This is a genomic window from Streptomyces sp. JLYT201 (assembly GCF_059448825.1).
Map to the genome: position 1 here is coordinate 5,697,785 of NZ_CM182551.1, position 14,579 is coordinate 5,712,363.

Genomic DNA, 14,579 nt, shown 5'->3' on the forward strand with positions numbered 1-14,579 from the left:
GCCCGACCCCGACGCACCGCGCCGCCCGTGGCGCCCTACGTGCCCGCCGCTACGCGCCGGGCGCTCTCCCACCCACTCGAAACTCCCCAGCCTTGCGAGCCCGGACCTCGGGGCACCCGGCCGGGCCGCCGGGCCGGGGGCGCGGCGGGGCGCGGATACCCTGGGGCGGTGAGTAGCACCGAGCACGACGCCCTCCTGGGCCCCGCCGACATCCGCGAGCTGGCCGCGACCCTCGGCGTCCGGCCGACCAAGCAGCGCGGCCAGAACTTCGTCATCGACGCGAACACCGTCCGCCGCATCGTCCGCACCGCGGAGGTCCGCCCCGACGACGTCGTGGTCGAGGTGGGCCCGGGCCTCGGCTCGCTGACCCTCGCGCTCCTGGAGACGGCCGCGCACGTCACCGCCGTGGAGATCGACGACGTGCTCGCCGGGGCCCTCCCGGCGACGATCGCGGCCCGGCTCCCGGCGAAGGCGGACTCCTTCGCCCTCGTGCACAGCGACGCCATGCTGGTGCGCGAGCTGCCGGGCCCCGCCCCGACGGCCCTGGTCGCGAACCTCCCGTACAACGTCGCCGTCCCCGTGCTGCTGCACATGCTGGACACCTTCCCCAGCCTGGAGCGCACGCTCGTGATGGTGCAGGCCGAGGTCGCCGACCGCCTCGCCGCCGCCCCCGGCTCGAAGGTGTACGGCGTCCCGTCCGTGAAGGCCAACTGGTACGCGGACGTCAAGCGCGCGGGCGCCATCGGGCGCAACGTCTTCTGGCCCGCGCCGAACGTCGACTCCGGCCTCGTGTCTCTGGTCCGGCGCACCGAGCCGGTCAGGACCACCGCCGCCAAGCAGGAGGTGTTCGCCGTCGTGGACGCCGCCTTCGCCCAGCGCCGCAAGACGCTGCGCGCCGCCCTCGCCGGCTGGGCGGGCTCCGCCGCCGCGGCCGAGGCCGCCCTGGTCGCCGCGGGCGTGTCCCCGCAGGCGCGCGGCGAGTCCCTGACCGTCGAGGAGTTCGCGCGGATCGCCGAGCACAAGGGGGCCGCGGCGTGAGCGTCACCGTCCGCGTCCCCGCGAAGGTCAACGTGCAGCTCGCGGTGGGCCCCGCCCGCCCCGACGGCTTCCACGACCTCGCCAACGTCTTCCTCGCCGTCGGCCTGTACGACGAGGTGACGGTGGCGCCCGCCGACGAGCTGCGCGTCACCTGCTCGGGCCCGGACGCCGCTCAGGTGCCCCTGGACCGCACCAACCTCGCGGCCCGCGCGGCCCTCGCCCTCGCCGAGCGCCACGGCCGCTCCGCCGACGTGCACATCCACATCGCCAAGGACATCCCCGTCGCGGGCGGCATGGCGGGCGGCAGCGCGGACGGCGCGGGCGCCCTGCTCGCCTGCGACGCGCTCTGGGGCACCGGCGCGACCCGGGCCGAGCTGCTCGACATCTGCGCCGAGCTGGGCAGCGACGTGCCGTTCAGCCTGGTCGGCGGCGCCGCCCTCGGCACCGGGCGCGGCGAGCGGCTCCAGGAGCTGGCGGTGGGCGGCGACTTCCACTGGGTGTTCGCCCTCGCCGACGGCGGCCTCTCCACGCCCGCCGTGTACCGCGAGTTCGACCGCCTCACCCCCGACGCCCCCGCCCCGCAGGCCTCCGGGGCCCTCCTGGAGGCGCTGCGCGCCGGCGACGCCACGGCCCTCGCGGCCGCCCTGTCGAACGACCTCCAGGCCGCCGCGCTCTCGCTGTTCCCCGCGCTCGCCGACACCCTGGCGGCGGGCACCGCGGCGGGCGCGCTCGCCGCCCTGGTCTCCGGCTCGGGCCCGACGACCGCCTTCCTGGTCAAGGACGCGGACGCCGCCGAGCAGGTCGCCGCCGCCCTGCGCGCGTCCGGCACCTGCCGCACGGCCCGCACGGCGACCTCGCCCGCGCCCGGGGCCACGGTCCGCTAGCCCAGCGCGCTCCTGGCGCCGGAGGTCCGTGCGGCGGGCGACTACGCTGGACGGTCGGGTTCGTCTTCCGTCGTCAGGAGTGAAATGGCCGTCAACCTCGTCAATGTCGAGGCAGTCAGCAAGGTGTACGGCACCCGGGCGCTGCTCGACGGCGTCTCGCTCGGCGTCTCCGAGGGCGACCGCATCGGCGTCGTCGGGCGCAACGGTGACGGCAAGACGACCCTCATCCGGATGCTCGCCAAGCTGGAGGACCCCGACACCGGGCGCGTCACGCACAGCGGCGGCCTGCGCCTCGGCGTACTGACCCAGCACGACTCGCTCGACCCCGCGGCGACCGTGCGGCACGAGGTCATCGGCGACCTCGCCGACCACGAGTGGGCCGGGAACGCCAAGATCCGGGACGTCCTCACGGGCCTCTTCGGCGGCCTCGACCTGCCGGGCTTCCCGCAGGGCCTCGACACCGTCATCGGCCCGCTGTCCGGCGGCGAGCGCCGCCGCATCGCGCTCGCCCAGCTGCTCATCGCCGAGCAGGACCTGATCGTGCTCGACGAGCCCACCAACCACCTCGACGTGGAGGGCATCTCCTGGCTCGCCCGGCACCTGCGCGAGCGCCGCTCGGCGCTCGTGTGCGTGACGCACGACCGCTGGTTCCTCGACCAGGTGTGCACCCGCATGTGGGACGTCCAGCGCGGAGACGTCTACGAGTACGAGGGCGGCTACTCCGACTACGTCTTCGCGCGCGCCGAGCGCGAGCGCATCGCCGCCACCGAGGAGACCAAGCGGCAGAACCTGGTCCGCAAGGAGCTGGCGTGGCTGCGCCGCGGCGCCCCGGCCCGCACCTCCAAGCCGCGCTTCCGCGTCGAGGCCGCCAACGAGCTGATCAAGGACGTGCCGGCGCCGCGCGACACCAGCGAGCTGATGAAGTTCGCCACCACGCGGCTCGGCAAGACCGTCTTCGACCTGGAGGACGTGTCCGTACAGGCCGGTCCCAAGCTGCTTCTGAAGCACCTGACGTGGCAGCTCGGCCCGGGCGACCGCATCGGCCTGGTGGGCGTGAACGGCGCGGGCAAGACCTCGCTCCTGCGGGCCATGGCGGAGGCCGCCCGCTCCGAGGGCGAGACGCAGCCCGTGGCCGGGCGGATCGCCGTCGGCAAGACCGTGAAGCTCGCCTACCTCTCCCAGGAGGTCGCCGAGCTCGACCCGGCCACGCGCGTCCTGGAGGCCGTGCAGCAGGTGCGCGAGCGCGTCGACCTCGGCAAGGGCCGGGAGATGACCGCGGGCCAGCTGTGCGAGACGTTCGGCTTCAGCAAGGAGAAGCAGTGGACGCCGGTCGGCGACCTGTCCGGCGGTGAGCGCCGCAGGCTCCAGCTGCTCCGCCTCCTCATGGACGAGCCGAACGTGCTGTTCCTCGACGAGCCCACCAACGACCTCGACATCGAGACCCTGACGCAGCTGGAGGACCTGCTCGACGGCTGGCCCGGCTCGATGATCGTGATCTCCCACGACCGGTTCTTCGTCGAGCGCACCACGGACCGCGTGTACGCGCTGCTCGGCGACGCCACGATGCGGATGCTGCCGCGCGGCATCGACGAGTACCTGGAGCGCAGGCAGCGGATGACCGAGGCCGCGGCCCCGGCGCCCGCAGCGCGCCCCGAGCCGGAGACCAAGGCGGCCTCCGCCGCCGACGTGCGCGCGGCGAAGAAGGAACTCCAGAAGATCGAGCGGCAGCTGGACAAGATCTCGGCCAAGGAGAGCACCCTCCACGCACAGATCGCCGATAACGCCACAGACTTCGAGAAGGTGGCCAAACTGGACGCCGAACTGCGTGAACTCGGCAGCGAGCGTGAAGAGTTGGAAATGCGCTGGCTGGAGCTCGCGGAGAACGCGTGAGCATCGCATAACAGACGCATCACGGGCCGGTCCGCCCTTGGGTACAGGGGCAGGACCGGTCCCGGCCATGGCTTGATTGGAGTGATAGAAAGGTCGGCCTGAGCACCACTTGGCGTGCCGAAAAATCAGTGAAGGGGGAAGCGCTGATGACTCAGCCGCCCAATCAGCCGCCGCACGGCGGCTTCGGAGCTCCACAGGATCCACAGGACCCGCGGCAGCCAGGACCGCCGCAGCCGCCGGCGCCTCCCGCGGGTCCGCCGCAGTCGCCTCCCCCGGCCCCGCAGCCCGGCTTCGGCCAGCCCCAGCAGCCGCCCGCGCAGGCAGGCGCGTACGGCTATCCGCAGCAGCCCGGCTACGGTCAGCCCGCACAGCCCGGCCCCTACGGCCAGCCCCAGCAGCCGGGCCCGTACGGCCAGCCCCAGCAGCCCGGCTACGGCCAGCCGCCGCAGCCCGGCCCCTACGGCCAGCAGCAGCCCGCCGGTTACGGCTTCCCGCAGCAGCAGTACCCGGGCGGCCCGGCGAGCGCGCCCCCGCCCGGCGGTGGCGGCGGCAAGGGCCCCTTCAAGGGCAAGACCGCGGTGATCATCGGGGCCGCGGTGGCGACCCTGCTCGTCGCGGGCGGCGCGGTGTTCGCGCTCACCCGCGGCGATGACGACGAGAAGAAGTCCGAGTCCAAGGACAAGGACTCCAAGCCCACCGCCTCCGCCCCGGTCAACCCGGGCGACGGCAGCGGCGACGGCCACGCGGGCAAGGAGGACCTCAACGAGGGCCGCAAGCCCGGCGAGTCGAAGGTGCTCTGGTACAAGGAGGCCCCCAAGGCCCCCGGCAAGGGCGCCGACGCCCCCGGCATGTGGGTCCAGGACGGCGTCGCCGTGAAGGCCGTCTACAAGGAAGTCCTCGGCTACGACGTCGAGTCCGGCAAGCCCGCCTGGCCCGCCCTCGAACTGCCCCAGGACATCTGCGCGGCGTCCAAGCAGGTCAGCGAGGACGGCAAGGTCGTCATCGCGTACAAGGGCGGCACGAAGAGCGACGCCAAGTGCGACCAGCTCCAGGTCATCGACCTGAAGACGGGCAAGAAGGGCTGGACGAAGCAGATCAAGGAGGAAGGTCTCTTCGACTCCACGCTCAGCATCGAGCTGACCATCACCGGGGACACGCTGATGGTCGGCCGCTCGCAGTCCGGCACCGCGTACAGCATGAGCGGCGGCGACGAGCTCTTCGTCTCCCGCAAGAAGGACGAGGGCACCTGCTTCCCGAACGGCTTCACCGGCGGTGACCGGATGCTGCGGGCGCTGTCCTGCGGCGCCAGCACGCCCACCGAGCACGACGAGATCCAGGAACTGGACCCGAAGACGGGCAAGGCCAAGTGGACGAAGAAGTTCCCCAAGGGCTGGCGTCTGAACAAGGTCTACTCCACCACCCCGGCCGTCCTCTACCTCACCAACGAGGACAAGAAGCAGTGGAACATCACCACGCTCAAGCCGGGTAGCTCCGCGACCCGTTCCGAGGTCCGCGTCAACGAGGACTTCGCGCCCGAGTGCGGCTGGGGCGGCGTCATGGTGAGCGACCTCCAGGGCTGCGCGGGCGCCGTCGCCGACGACACGTACCTCTACCTGCCGACCAAGAAGACGAGCGGCGCCAACGAGATCGTCGCGATCGGCCTGAACACCGGCAAGGCGAACTGGCGCGTCAAGTCGCCGTCGGACACCTCGATGATGCCGATGAAGATGCAGGACGGCCGGCTCGTCGCCTACGTCAAGCCGTCGTACAGCAGCGGCGGCCAGGTCGTCTCCATCGCGCCGACCGGCTCGCACGCGCCGAAGACGCTCCTCAAGAACCCCGAGGGCACGGCGAAGATCGAGAACGGCTTCTTCTCGAAGGCGATCGACTACGTGGACGGGCGCTTCTACCTCTCCACCACGCGCCTGTCCGGCAGCGCGCAGGGCCGCGAGAAGCTGATGCTCGCCTACGGCAAGTGACCCTCCCCCACGCCTCGTTCCCCTTCCGTCCCCCCAAGGAATTCACGTCATGACTCAGCCGCCTCAGCCGCCCAACGAGCCCCCGCAGGGCGGGTTCGGCGCCCCGCAGGACCCGCCGCCCGGCGGTTTCGGCAAGGCTCCGGAGCCGGGCTACGGCTACCCGCAGGCACCGGGCACCCCGCCGCCGCCCCCGCAGGGCCAGCCGGGTCAGGCGCCGTACGGCCACCCCCAGGCGCCCCAGCCGCCCCAGGCCCCGCAGCCGCCCCAGACGCCGCCGCCCGCGGCCCCGCCGCAGACCCCGCCGCCCGCCGCTCCGCCGCAGGCGCCGCCCGCCCCGCCCGCGTACGGCCAGCCCGCCGCTCCGGCCTACGGGCAGCCCGCGGCCCCCGCGTACGGCCAGCCCGCCGCGCCCGCCTACGGCCAGCAGCCCGGCTACGGCTACCCGGGCCAGCCCGGCGCGCCCGGACAGCAGCAGTACGGCTACCCGCAGCCGCCCACCGTGTCGATGCAGCCGCAGCCCACGGGCCCCGGCGGCCCCGGCGGTTCCAGCGGCAAGAAGAAGCAGATGACGATCATCGTCGCGGCGGTCGCCGCGATCGCGCTGATCGTCGGCGGCGGCGTGATCTACGCGTCCACGAAGAAGGACGACGACAAGAGCAGCAGCGCCAAGAAGGACGGCGGCAAGGACGGCAAGGGCGGCGACAAGAAGGACCTGCCCTCCGGCGGCCCCGCCAAGGAGAAGGCCCCGGCCGACACCGGCGCCAAGGTGGCCTTCCAGGTCCCCGCCCCGGCCGTCCCCAAGGACGACGTGTGGAGCGTCGAGGGCTCCTGGCTGACCGACGACGTGGTCGTCAAGTCCGGCTACCAGGGCAAGGACAAGGACCACGCCCTGATCGCCTACGACCCCGCGTCCGGCAAGCAGAAGTGGTCGGTTCCGCTCACCGGCGAGACCTGCGCGGTCTCCAAGGAGATCACCAAGGACGGCATCGCCGCGGTCGTCGCCAAGGACGCCAAGGCCACCAAGGCGAACAAGTACCCGGACTGCAGCCAGGTCTCCGCGGTCAACGTGAAGACCGGCAAGAAGCTGTGGACCAAGGACGTCACCAACAGCGGCATGAAGGTGGAGTTCGAGGAGATCACCATCTCCGGCTCCACCATCGCCGCGGGCTCCGGCACCGGCGGCACCGGCGCCGCCTGGGACCTCTCCGGCAAGCTCCTGTGGAAGCCGCAGATCGGCGACAAGTGCAAGGACGTCGGCTACGCGGGCGGCGAGCAGCTCGTCGCGGTCCGCAAGTGCGGCGACTACGACGACCCCAAGCTGAAGATCCAGCTGATCGACCCCAAGTCGGGCGACGTCAAGTGGAGTTACGCACTGGCCGCGGGCATCGACAACGCCAAGATCATCTCGACCAGCCCGGTCGTCTTCGGCCAGGACACCGAGGAGATCACCGCCAGCGGCGCCACGGACGTCTTCTCGCTGAGCAACAACGGCAAGCTGCGCGCCCGCATCAAGCTGGAGGACGGCAAGTACTCCCACGACTGCGACGTCAACAAGGTCTACAGCTGCCGCGCGATCGCCGTCGGCAACGACAAGCTGTACGTGCCCACGCGCCAGCACGACGCGGGCGGCTCCGGCTACGGCTTCACCAACGAGATCATCGGCTTCTCGCTGGCCACGGGCAAGACCACCGGTGACCGCGCGGACGCGGGCAAGGACGGCGAGATGTTCCCGCTGCGCATGGACGGCGGCAACGTCCTCGCGTACAAGGGCGGCGGCTACAACAAGGGCGCCAAGGTCGTCTCGCTCGACGGCAAGTCGATGAAGGAGACCACGCTCCTGGAGACGCCTGCGACCGAATCGGTCAGCAGCGCCATCAGCGGCATGGTCCCCAAGTCCAACGAGGTCCTGTACGGCAACGGCCATCTGTTCCTGGGCAAGGAGCTGATCAGCAAGCCGTACTCCAAGGACGACAAGGAGTACATCGCGCTCGGCTTCACCACGGAGTGAGCCGGTGCGTGACCGGTGCCCGACCGCTCGGGCACCGGTCACGCACCGCCACGAAAGGCCCCGGACCGCGCGGTCCGGGGCCTTTCCCGTCTCCGGGGCCGTTCACTCTCCGTACTCCCGTACTGCCGCTACCCCAAAGGCAGTGATTTCGGCATCCAGGGCTGCATCTGGACGGTAGGGGCAGCGCAACGTCGAACAAGCGTGTAGCTTCCGGGGGATGGAGGGCCGGGGCCCCGGGTCCGTGGGGGGACCAGTGGGGGAATCCGTGGGGGACATTGGGGGGTTGCTCGATGGGTGTGCGGCTCATGGTGGTCGACGACCACCGTCTGCTCGCCGAGGCGCTCGCGTCGGCGCTCAAGCTGCGCGGGCACCGGGTGCTGGCCGCGGCCGCACCGGCCGCGGGCGCGGCCGAACTGGTCATCAGCAGGGCCCCCGAGGTGTGTCTGCTCGGCACGGCGACACCTGCCGAGCCGGGCATGTTCGACCCCGTGGTCAAGATCAAGCGGGAGCGTCCGCAGGTGGCCGTGGTGGTGCTCGGGCCCGTGCCGTCGCCGCGCGGCATCGCGGCGGCCTTCGCCTCCGGCGCCTCCGGGTACGTACGGCACGACGAGCGCATCGAAGGAGTCGAGCGCGCCATCATGAAGGCGCGCGCCGGTGAGGCCGCCGTCGCGCCCCAATTGCTCCAAGGCGCCTTCAGCGAGCTGCTCAACCCCGCGGCACAGCCCGACGACGAGGGGCAGCGGCTCCTCCAGATGCTCACGCCGCGTGAGGTCGAGGTGCTCGTACGGGTCGCGGACGGTGAGGACACGCGGCTCATCGCGGCGGGGATGGGCATCGCGCCCAGTACGGCGCGGACGCATGTGCAGCGCGTGCTGATGAAGCTGGGCGTCGGCTCCCGCCTCGAAGCGGCGGCGCTGGCCGCCCGCACGGGCCTCCTCGACCGCGCCGAACGCCCCACCCCGGGCGGCCGCGTGAACAACTCGGGCTCGCCCCAGTAGCCCCCACAGCCCTGCGCGGCCCGGCCCCCATCGGCCTCCGGCCTCGTCCTCAAACGCCGGACGGGCTGAAGAGTGCCGCTGCGCGCCGCATCCCGTCTGTCGGCCGGGATGGGTCCGCGGCCTGCGGACGAGACGCGGCCCGCACCGGAGACATCCAGCCCGTCGAGGGGGTACCCCCTGCTCCTTAAGAGCTTGGGGGAGTTTGAGGACGAGGCGCGGAGCGCCGAAAGGGCGGGGGCCCGGGGGCGGCAGCCTCCGGATCGGGAAGGGGCGGGTCAGGGGCGTCCCACGCGGGTCAGTCCTCCCGGACAGGGGGCGGTGTCGGCCGCAGCCACAGCCAGACGAGGAAGAAGAGGCCGAGGGCGAGCATGCCCAGGCCGGTCCAGAGGTTGATGTTGATGCCCTCGGCCTTGTCGAGGTCGGCGTCGGACGCCGTGATCCCCGCGATCGTCACGATCACGCCGTAGACGACGAACAGCCCCCCGATGATGCGCCGGATGTCGAAGAGGCGCGCGGCCGTCGCGGACTTCCGCTCCAGGTCGGAGACTTCCTTCTGCAGGTCGGACATGGTGGCTCGGACCTCCGGTCAGAACGAGTAGGGGACGTAGCAGGCCGCGGCGAGCACCACCGCGCCCCACCCGAGCAGCGCGGGCCTGCGGTACCAGGCGGAGTCGCCCGGCTCGGCGCCGTCGTCCTCCAGGCCCGGCGACGCGGTGCCGTACACGAGCCCGGCGAGCTCGGCCGCGGGCTTGGGCGCGGTGAAGAGCGTGATCACCACCATCACCACCGCACCGGCGAGGAAGCCGACGATCGCGGAGACGAAGTTGGCGCCCTGGTCGGTGGGGATGTCGACGACGCCCTGCTTGTAGATCCAGAAGTAGTTGAGCATCGCGGCGCTGGTGCCCGCGACCAGGCCCCACACGCCGGATTTCATGGAGGCGCGCTTCCAGAACATGCCGATGACGAAGACCACGAACATCGGGACGTTGAAGAAGGAGAACAGCGTCTGGAGGTAGCCCATGATGTTGGAGAAGGACGAGGCGATGAAGGCCGTGCCGATCGAGGCGAGCACGCCGATCGCGGTGATGAGCCGGCCGAACCTCAGGTAGTAGCCGTCCTCGCGCCCCGTGACCACGTACCGCGCCCAGATGTCGTACGTGAACACGGTGTTGAAGGAGGACACGTTGGCCGCCATGCCCGCCATGAACGCGGCGAGCAGGCCGGTGACCGCGATGCCGAGGACGCCGTTGGGCAGCAGCTCCTGCATCAGATAGGGGATCGCGTCGTTGTAGGTGAGGTCCGAGCCCGCCGTGCCGATCTTCGGGACGAGCACGGCCGCGATGAGGCCGGGCAGCATCACCAGGAACACGATGAACATCTTCGGGAACGCGGCGATCAGCGGGGTGCGCTGCGCGGCGGAGAGGTTCTTCGCGGACAGGGCGCGCTGCACCTCGGCGAAGTTGGTCGTCCAGTAGCCGAAGGAGAGCACGAAGCCGAGGCCCAGGATGATGGTCAGCCAGTTGGCGCCGAGCGGGTTGGGGTCGCCGATGCCGGTGCCGCCCCAGGCGGTGAGGAAGTCGTCCCCGTGGCTCTTCTCCAGGTTGCCGCTCAGGCCGTCCCAGCCGCCGACCTTCTTCATGCCGATGACGCAGATCGGGATGAGCGCGGCGAGGATGACGAAGAACTGGAGGACCTCGTTGTAGATCGCCGAGGACAGGCCGCCGACGGTGATGTACGCGAGCACGAAGATCCCGGCGACCACGATCGCGACCCACTGCGGCCAGCCGAGCAGCGCCTCCACGACGATCGACAGGGCGTAGAGGTTCACGCCCGCGATGAGGACCGCGGCGAAGGCGAAGAGCGCCGAGCTGAGCAGGTGGGCGGACCTGTCGAAGCGCTGGAGCAGGAACTCGGGGACCGAGCGCACCTTCGAGCGGTAGTAGAAGGGCATCATCACGAGGCCCAGGAAGACCATCGCGGGGATGGCGCCGATCCAGTACCAGTGCACGACGGCGACGCCGTACTGCGCGCCGGTCGCGGCCATGCCGAGGATCTCGGTGGCGCCGAGGTTGGCGGCCACGAAGGCGAGGCCGGTCACCCAGGCGGGCAGCGAGCGGCCGGACAGGAAGAAGTCGAGGCTGGTCCGCACGGAGCGCCGGGCGGCGAACCCGATGCCGAGGACGACCACGAAGTAGAGGGCGAGGATGGTGTAGTCGAGGCCGTTGGTGGGCAGCCGGAGCCCCTCGGCCAGGGTGTATGTGGGTGCGGGCATGCAGAACTCCGGGATCCGATGAGAACTCGCTTCGGCACGCGAACTGATCAGACGGGAACCTACGCCGACCGCTTCAGTAAGTGAACAGTTCTGTTGATGTTCTTTGTTTGATTGTGATCGAGTCTCTACGGGTGCCTGGTTTACGTGATTACTGACGGTGTGGGGGATGCGCACCGGCGGTGGGCATTGACGATGCTGTTGGCTTGTGATTTGTTATGTTCGGTTCTGTTGGCGGGCCGGATGAGGAGCCCCACACGTGAAGAAGACCTCGACGCGTCTCGCTGACGGTCGTGAGCTCATCTACTACGACGTGCGCGACGACACCGTCCGCGCCGCCCCCGACCGGCGCCCCCTCGACGCCGTCGCCACCACCTCCGAGATCCGCCGGGACCCCCTCCTCGGCGACAGCGTGGCGATCGCGTCCCACCGCCAGGGCCGCACCTACCACCCCCCGGCCGACCAGTGCCCGCTGTGCCCCTCCACCCCCGAGCGGCCCACCGAGATCCCCGAGCCCACGTACGACGTCGTGGTGTTCGAGAACCGCTTCCCCTCCCTCGCGGGCGACGCGGGCCGCTGCGAGGTCGTCTGCTTCACCTCCGACCACACGGCGTCCTTCGCCGACCTCACCGAGGAGCAGGCCCGCCTCGTCCTGGACGCCTGGACCGACCGCACCGCCGAGCTGTCCCACCTGCCCGCCGTCCAGCAGGTGTTCTGCTTCGAGAACCGGGGCGCGGAGATCGGCGTGACCCTCGGCCACCCGCACGGCCAGATCTACGCCTACCCCTTCGTGACCCCCCGCACGGCCCTGATGCTGCGCTCCCTGGCCGCGCACAAGGAGACCACCGGCGGCCGCAACCTCTTCGACGACGTCCTCGCCGACGAGCGCGCGGGCGCCCGCGTCGTCCTGGACGCCGCGCACTGGGTGGCCTTCGTGCCGCACGCCGCGCACTGGCCCTACGAGGTGCACCTCTACCCCAAGCGCCGCGTCCCCGACCTGCTCGCCCTCGACGAGGCGGCGCGCGCCGAGTTCCCCGGCGTCTATCTGGAGCTGCTCAAGCGCTTCGACCGCCTCTTCGCCGCGGACGGGTCACCGACCCCCTACATCGCGGCCTGGCACCAGGCGCCCTTCGCCGCCCTGGACGGCGTCAACCGCGACGACTTCGCGCTCCACCTCGAGCTTTTCACCATTCGCCGCACTTCGGGCAAGCTGAAGTTCCTCGCGGGTTCCGAATCCGGCATGAGTGTGTTCATCAACGACGTGCCGCCGGAGACCGCGGCCGAGCGACTGCGAGAGGTAGCGAGTTGATGAGTGCGAAGTACCTGGTCACGGGCGGCGCGGGCTATGTCGGCAGCGTCGTCGCACAGCATCTGATCGAGGCCGGGCACCAGGTCACGGTCCTCGACAACCTCGCCACGGGCTTCCGCGAGGGCGTCCCCGCGGGCGCCACCTTCATCGAGGGCGACATCCGCGATGCCGCCAAGTGGCTGGATTCCTCATACGCGGGCGTCCTGCACTTCGCCGCCTTCTCCCAGGTCGGCGAGTCCGTCGCCAAGCCCGAGAAGTACTGGGACAACAACGTGGGCGGCACCATGGCGCTCCTCGCCGCCATGCGCGACGCGGGCGTGCGCACGCTCGTCTTCTCCTCCACCGCCGCGACCTACGGCGAACCGGTGAGCACCCCCATCAAGGAGACCGACCCGACCGCCCCGACCTCCCCCTACGGCGCCTCCAAGCTCGCCGTCGACCACATGATCACGGGCGAGGCGAAGGCCCACGGCCTGGGCGCGGTCTCCCTGCGCTACTTCAACGTGGCGGGCGCCTACGGCGAGTTCGGCGAGCGCCACGACCCCGAGTCCCACCTCATCCCGCTCGTCCTCCAGGTCGCCCAGGGCAGGCGCGAGGCGATCTCCGTCTTCGGCGACGACTACGCCACCCCCGACGGCACCTGCGTACGCGACTACATCCACGTCGCCGACCTCGCCGACGCCCATCTGCGCGCCCTCGACGCCGCCACGCCGGGCGAACACCTCATCTGCAACCTCGGCAACGGCAGCGGCTTCTCCGTGCGCGAGGTCATCGAGACCGTCCGCAAGGTGACCGGGCACCCGATCCCCGAGGTCGTGGCCGCGCGCAGGGGCGGCGACCCGGCGGTCCTCGTCGCCTCCGCCGCCACCGCCCACGAGCGCCTCGGCTGGCGGCCCGCCCGCGCCGACCTCGCGGGCATCGTCGCCGACGCCTGGGCCTTCGCCCAGCGAAAGGGGTAACCGGCCCATGTCCGTCGCCGAGGAGTTCACCACCCTCTACGGATACGAACCCGCCGGGGTGTGGGCGGCGCCGGGCCGCGTCAACCTCATCGGCGAGTACACGGACTTCAACGAGGGCTTCGTGATGCCGCTCGCCCTGCCGCACACGGCGGTGGCCGCGGTCGCCCGCCGCGACGACGGGACCCTGCGGCTGCACTCCGCCGACGTCGAGGGACCCGTCGTCGAACTCGCCGCGGCCGCTCTTGAGCCGCTCTCCGACAGCGGAGGCTGGGCCGCCTACCCCGCCGGCGTCGTCTGGGCGCTGCGCGAGGCCGGGCACCGGGTCGGCGGCGCGGATCTGCACCTGGCCTCCACGGTGCCGACCGGGGCGGGCCTGTCCTCCTCGGCGGCACTGGAGGTGGTGACGGCGCTCGCTCTGAACGACCTCTACCAACTCGGCCTGAACCGGCGGGAGTTGGCGCTCATCGCCCAGCGCGCCGAGAACGCGTTCGTGGGCGTGCCGTGCGGCGTCATGGACCAGACGGCGTCCGCCGTCTGCGAGCCCGGCCACGTGCTGCACCTCGACTGCCGCGACCTGTCCGTGCGCCAGGTCCCCTTCGACCTCGCCGCGCACGGCCTTCGCCTGCTCGTCGTCGACACGCGCGTGCGGCACGAGCTGGGCGACGGGGCGTACGCGGAGCGGCGCGCGGGCTGCGAGGCCGGGGCGCGCGCGCTCGGCGTGACCCATCTGCGCGACGTCCCGTACGCCGAACTCCCCGCGGCCCTGGACCGCTTGGCCGACGACCGCGTCCGCCGCTACGTGCGGCACGTCGTCTCCGACGACCACCGGGTCGAGCGGGTCGCGGCGCTCCTCGACGCGGGCGACGTACGCGGCATCGGCCCGCTCCTCACCGAAGGCCATGCCTCCCTCCGGGACGACCTGCGCATCTCCTGCCCCGAACTCGACCTCGCCGTCGAGACGGCGTGCGGGGCGGGGGCGCTGGGCGCGCGCATGACCGGGGGCGGGTTCGGCGGCTCCGCGGTCGTCCTCGCGGAGGCGGGCGAGACGGAGGCCCTCACGAAGGCCCTCCGCACCGCCTTCGCCCGGGCGGGCTTCCCCGAGCCCCGCGTCTTCGAGGCGGAGCCGTCGCGGGGGGCGCACCGGGTGGCGTAGCCCTGCCGGGGGCCTCCCCAGGCCCGCCCCTTCCCGAACAAGGGGGCTCCGCCCCCTTGGACCCCCGACAACGGCGCTGTGTTCCAGCCCCT

General features: G+C 71.7%; 11 protein-coding genes. 9 read left to right on the forward strand and 2 right to left on the reverse strand.

Features of this window, described 5'->3' with window-relative positions; translation table 11 throughout:
* The first annotated feature begins 168 nt into the window (after positions 1-168).
* The 6 genes from rsmA to AC5WAM_RS23960 all read left to right on the forward strand — a co-directional run bounded on the left by rsmA (position 169) and on the right by AC5WAM_RS23960 (position 8,797).
* Positions 169-1,038: a 16S rRNA (adenine(1518)-N(6)/adenine(1519)-N(6))-dimethyltransferase RsmA gene (rsmA, locus tag AC5WAM_RS23935; RefSeq protein ID WP_495518759.1), complete on the forward strand. Its 870-nt coding sequence runs from the start codon at positions 169-171 to the stop codon at positions 1,036-1,038.
* Positions 1,035-1,922 carry a 4-(cytidine 5'-diphospho)-2-C-methyl-D-erythritol kinase gene (locus AC5WAM_RS23940; protein ID WP_366791560.1) on the forward strand — a complete coding sequence of 296 codons (888 nt, stop codon included), beginning with the start codon at positions 1,035-1,037 and terminating at the stop codon, positions 1,920-1,922. Before rsmA ends, AC5WAM_RS23940 begins: the two co-directional genes overlap by 4 nt.
* Before the next feature lie 84 nt (positions 1,923-2,006).
* Entirely contained in the window at positions 2,007-3,812 is a 1,806-nt protein-coding gene (locus tag AC5WAM_RS23945; RefSeq protein ID WP_366791559.1) for an ABC-F family ATP-binding cassette domain-containing protein, read from the forward strand.
* A 146-nt stretch (positions 3,813-3,958) separates the two neighbouring features.
* On the forward strand, positions 3,959-5,791 hold the full coding sequence (locus tag AC5WAM_RS23950; RefSeq protein ID WP_495518760.1) for an outer membrane protein assembly factor BamB family protein: 1,833 nt from the start codon (positions 3,959-3,961) through the stop codon (positions 5,789-5,791).
* A gap of 49 nt (positions 5,792-5,840) precedes the next feature.
* Positions 5,841-7,799 (forward strand): outer membrane protein assembly factor BamB family protein, encoded by a 1,959-nt coding sequence (locus tag AC5WAM_RS23955; RefSeq protein ID WP_495518761.1) that lies wholly within the window; start codon positions 5,841-5,843, stop codon positions 7,797-7,799.
* Positions 7,800-8,089: 290 nt separating this feature from the next.
* Positions 8,090-8,797, forward strand: coding sequence for a helix-turn-helix transcriptional regulator (locus AC5WAM_RS23960; protein WP_495518762.1), 708 nt, complete (start codon positions 8,090-8,092; stop codon positions 8,795-8,797).
* Between the two features lie 295 nt (positions 8,798-9,092).
* Here the strand turns inward: AC5WAM_RS23960 and AC5WAM_RS23965 are convergent, their stop codons facing one another.
* On the reverse strand, positions 9,093-9,365 hold the full coding sequence (locus tag AC5WAM_RS23965) for a hypothetical protein (protein WP_366791555.1): 273 nt from the start codon (positions 9,363-9,365) through the stop codon (positions 9,093-9,095).
* 18 nt (positions 9,366-9,383) lie between these two features.
* Positions 9,384-11,069 (reverse strand): sodium:solute symporter family protein, encoded by a 1,686-nt coding sequence (locus AC5WAM_RS23970; protein WP_495518763.1) that lies wholly within the window; start codon positions 11,067-11,069, stop codon positions 9,384-9,386.
* A gap of 256 nt (positions 11,070-11,325) precedes the next feature.
* Here AC5WAM_RS23970 and galT point away from each other — a divergent pair, with 256 nt between their 5' ends.
* From galT to galK, 3 genes are read left to right on the forward strand one after another with little or no spacing between them, the layout of a single operon-like run.
* The gene (galT, locus tag AC5WAM_RS23975) at positions 11,326-12,375 is read left to right on the forward strand and encodes a galactose-1-phosphate uridylyltransferase (protein WP_495518764.1); all 1,050 of its coding nucleotides are present in this window, start codon (positions 11,326-11,328) and stop codon (positions 12,373-12,375) included.
* Positions 12,375-13,334 carry a UDP-glucose 4-epimerase GalE gene (gene galE / locus AC5WAM_RS23980; RefSeq protein ID WP_366791552.1) on the forward strand — a complete coding sequence of 320 codons (960 nt, stop codon included), beginning with the start codon at positions 12,375-12,377 and terminating at the stop codon, positions 13,332-13,334. Before galT ends, galE begins: the two co-directional genes overlap by 1 nt.
* A 7-nt stretch (positions 13,335-13,341) precedes the next feature.
* Positions 13,342-14,487, forward strand: coding sequence for a galactokinase (galK, locus tag AC5WAM_RS23985; RefSeq protein WP_495518765.1), 1,146 nt, complete (start codon positions 13,342-13,344; stop codon positions 14,485-14,487).
* The last annotated feature ends 92 nt before the right edge of the window (positions 14,488-14,579 follow it).

Excerpts from the sequence above, each read along its gene's own strand:
- galK (WP_495518765.1), top strand. The coding sequence starts at position 13,342 with ATGTCCGTCGCCGAGGAGTTCACCACCCTCTACGGATACGAACCCGCC.
- AC5WAM_RS23970 (WP_495518763.1), bottom strand. The coding sequence starts at position 11,069 with ATGCCCGCACCCACATACACCCTGGCCGAGGGGCTCCGGCTGCCCACC.
- AC5WAM_RS23960 (WP_495518762.1), top strand. The coding sequence starts at position 8,090 with ATGGGTGTGCGGCTCATGGTGGTCGACGACCACCGTCTGCTCGCCGAG.
- AC5WAM_RS23955 (WP_495518761.1), top strand. The coding sequence starts at position 5,841 with ATGACTCAGCCGCCTCAGCCGCCCAACGAGCCCCCGCAGGGCGGGTTC.
- AC5WAM_RS23945 (WP_366791559.1), top strand. The coding sequence starts at position 2,007 with ATGGCCGTCAACCTCGTCAATGTCGAGGCAGTCAGCAAGGTGTACGGC.
- galE (WP_366791552.1), top strand. The coding sequence starts at position 12,375 with ATGAGTGCGAAGTACCTGGTCACGGGCGGCGCGGGCTATGTCGGCAGC.
- AC5WAM_RS23965 (WP_366791555.1), bottom strand. The coding sequence starts at position 9,365 with ATGTCCGACCTGCAGAAGGAAGTCTCCGACCTGGAGCGGAAGTCCGCG.
- AC5WAM_RS23950 (WP_495518760.1), top strand. The coding sequence starts at position 3,959 with ATGACTCAGCCGCCCAATCAGCCGCCGCACGGCGGCTTCGGAGCTCCA.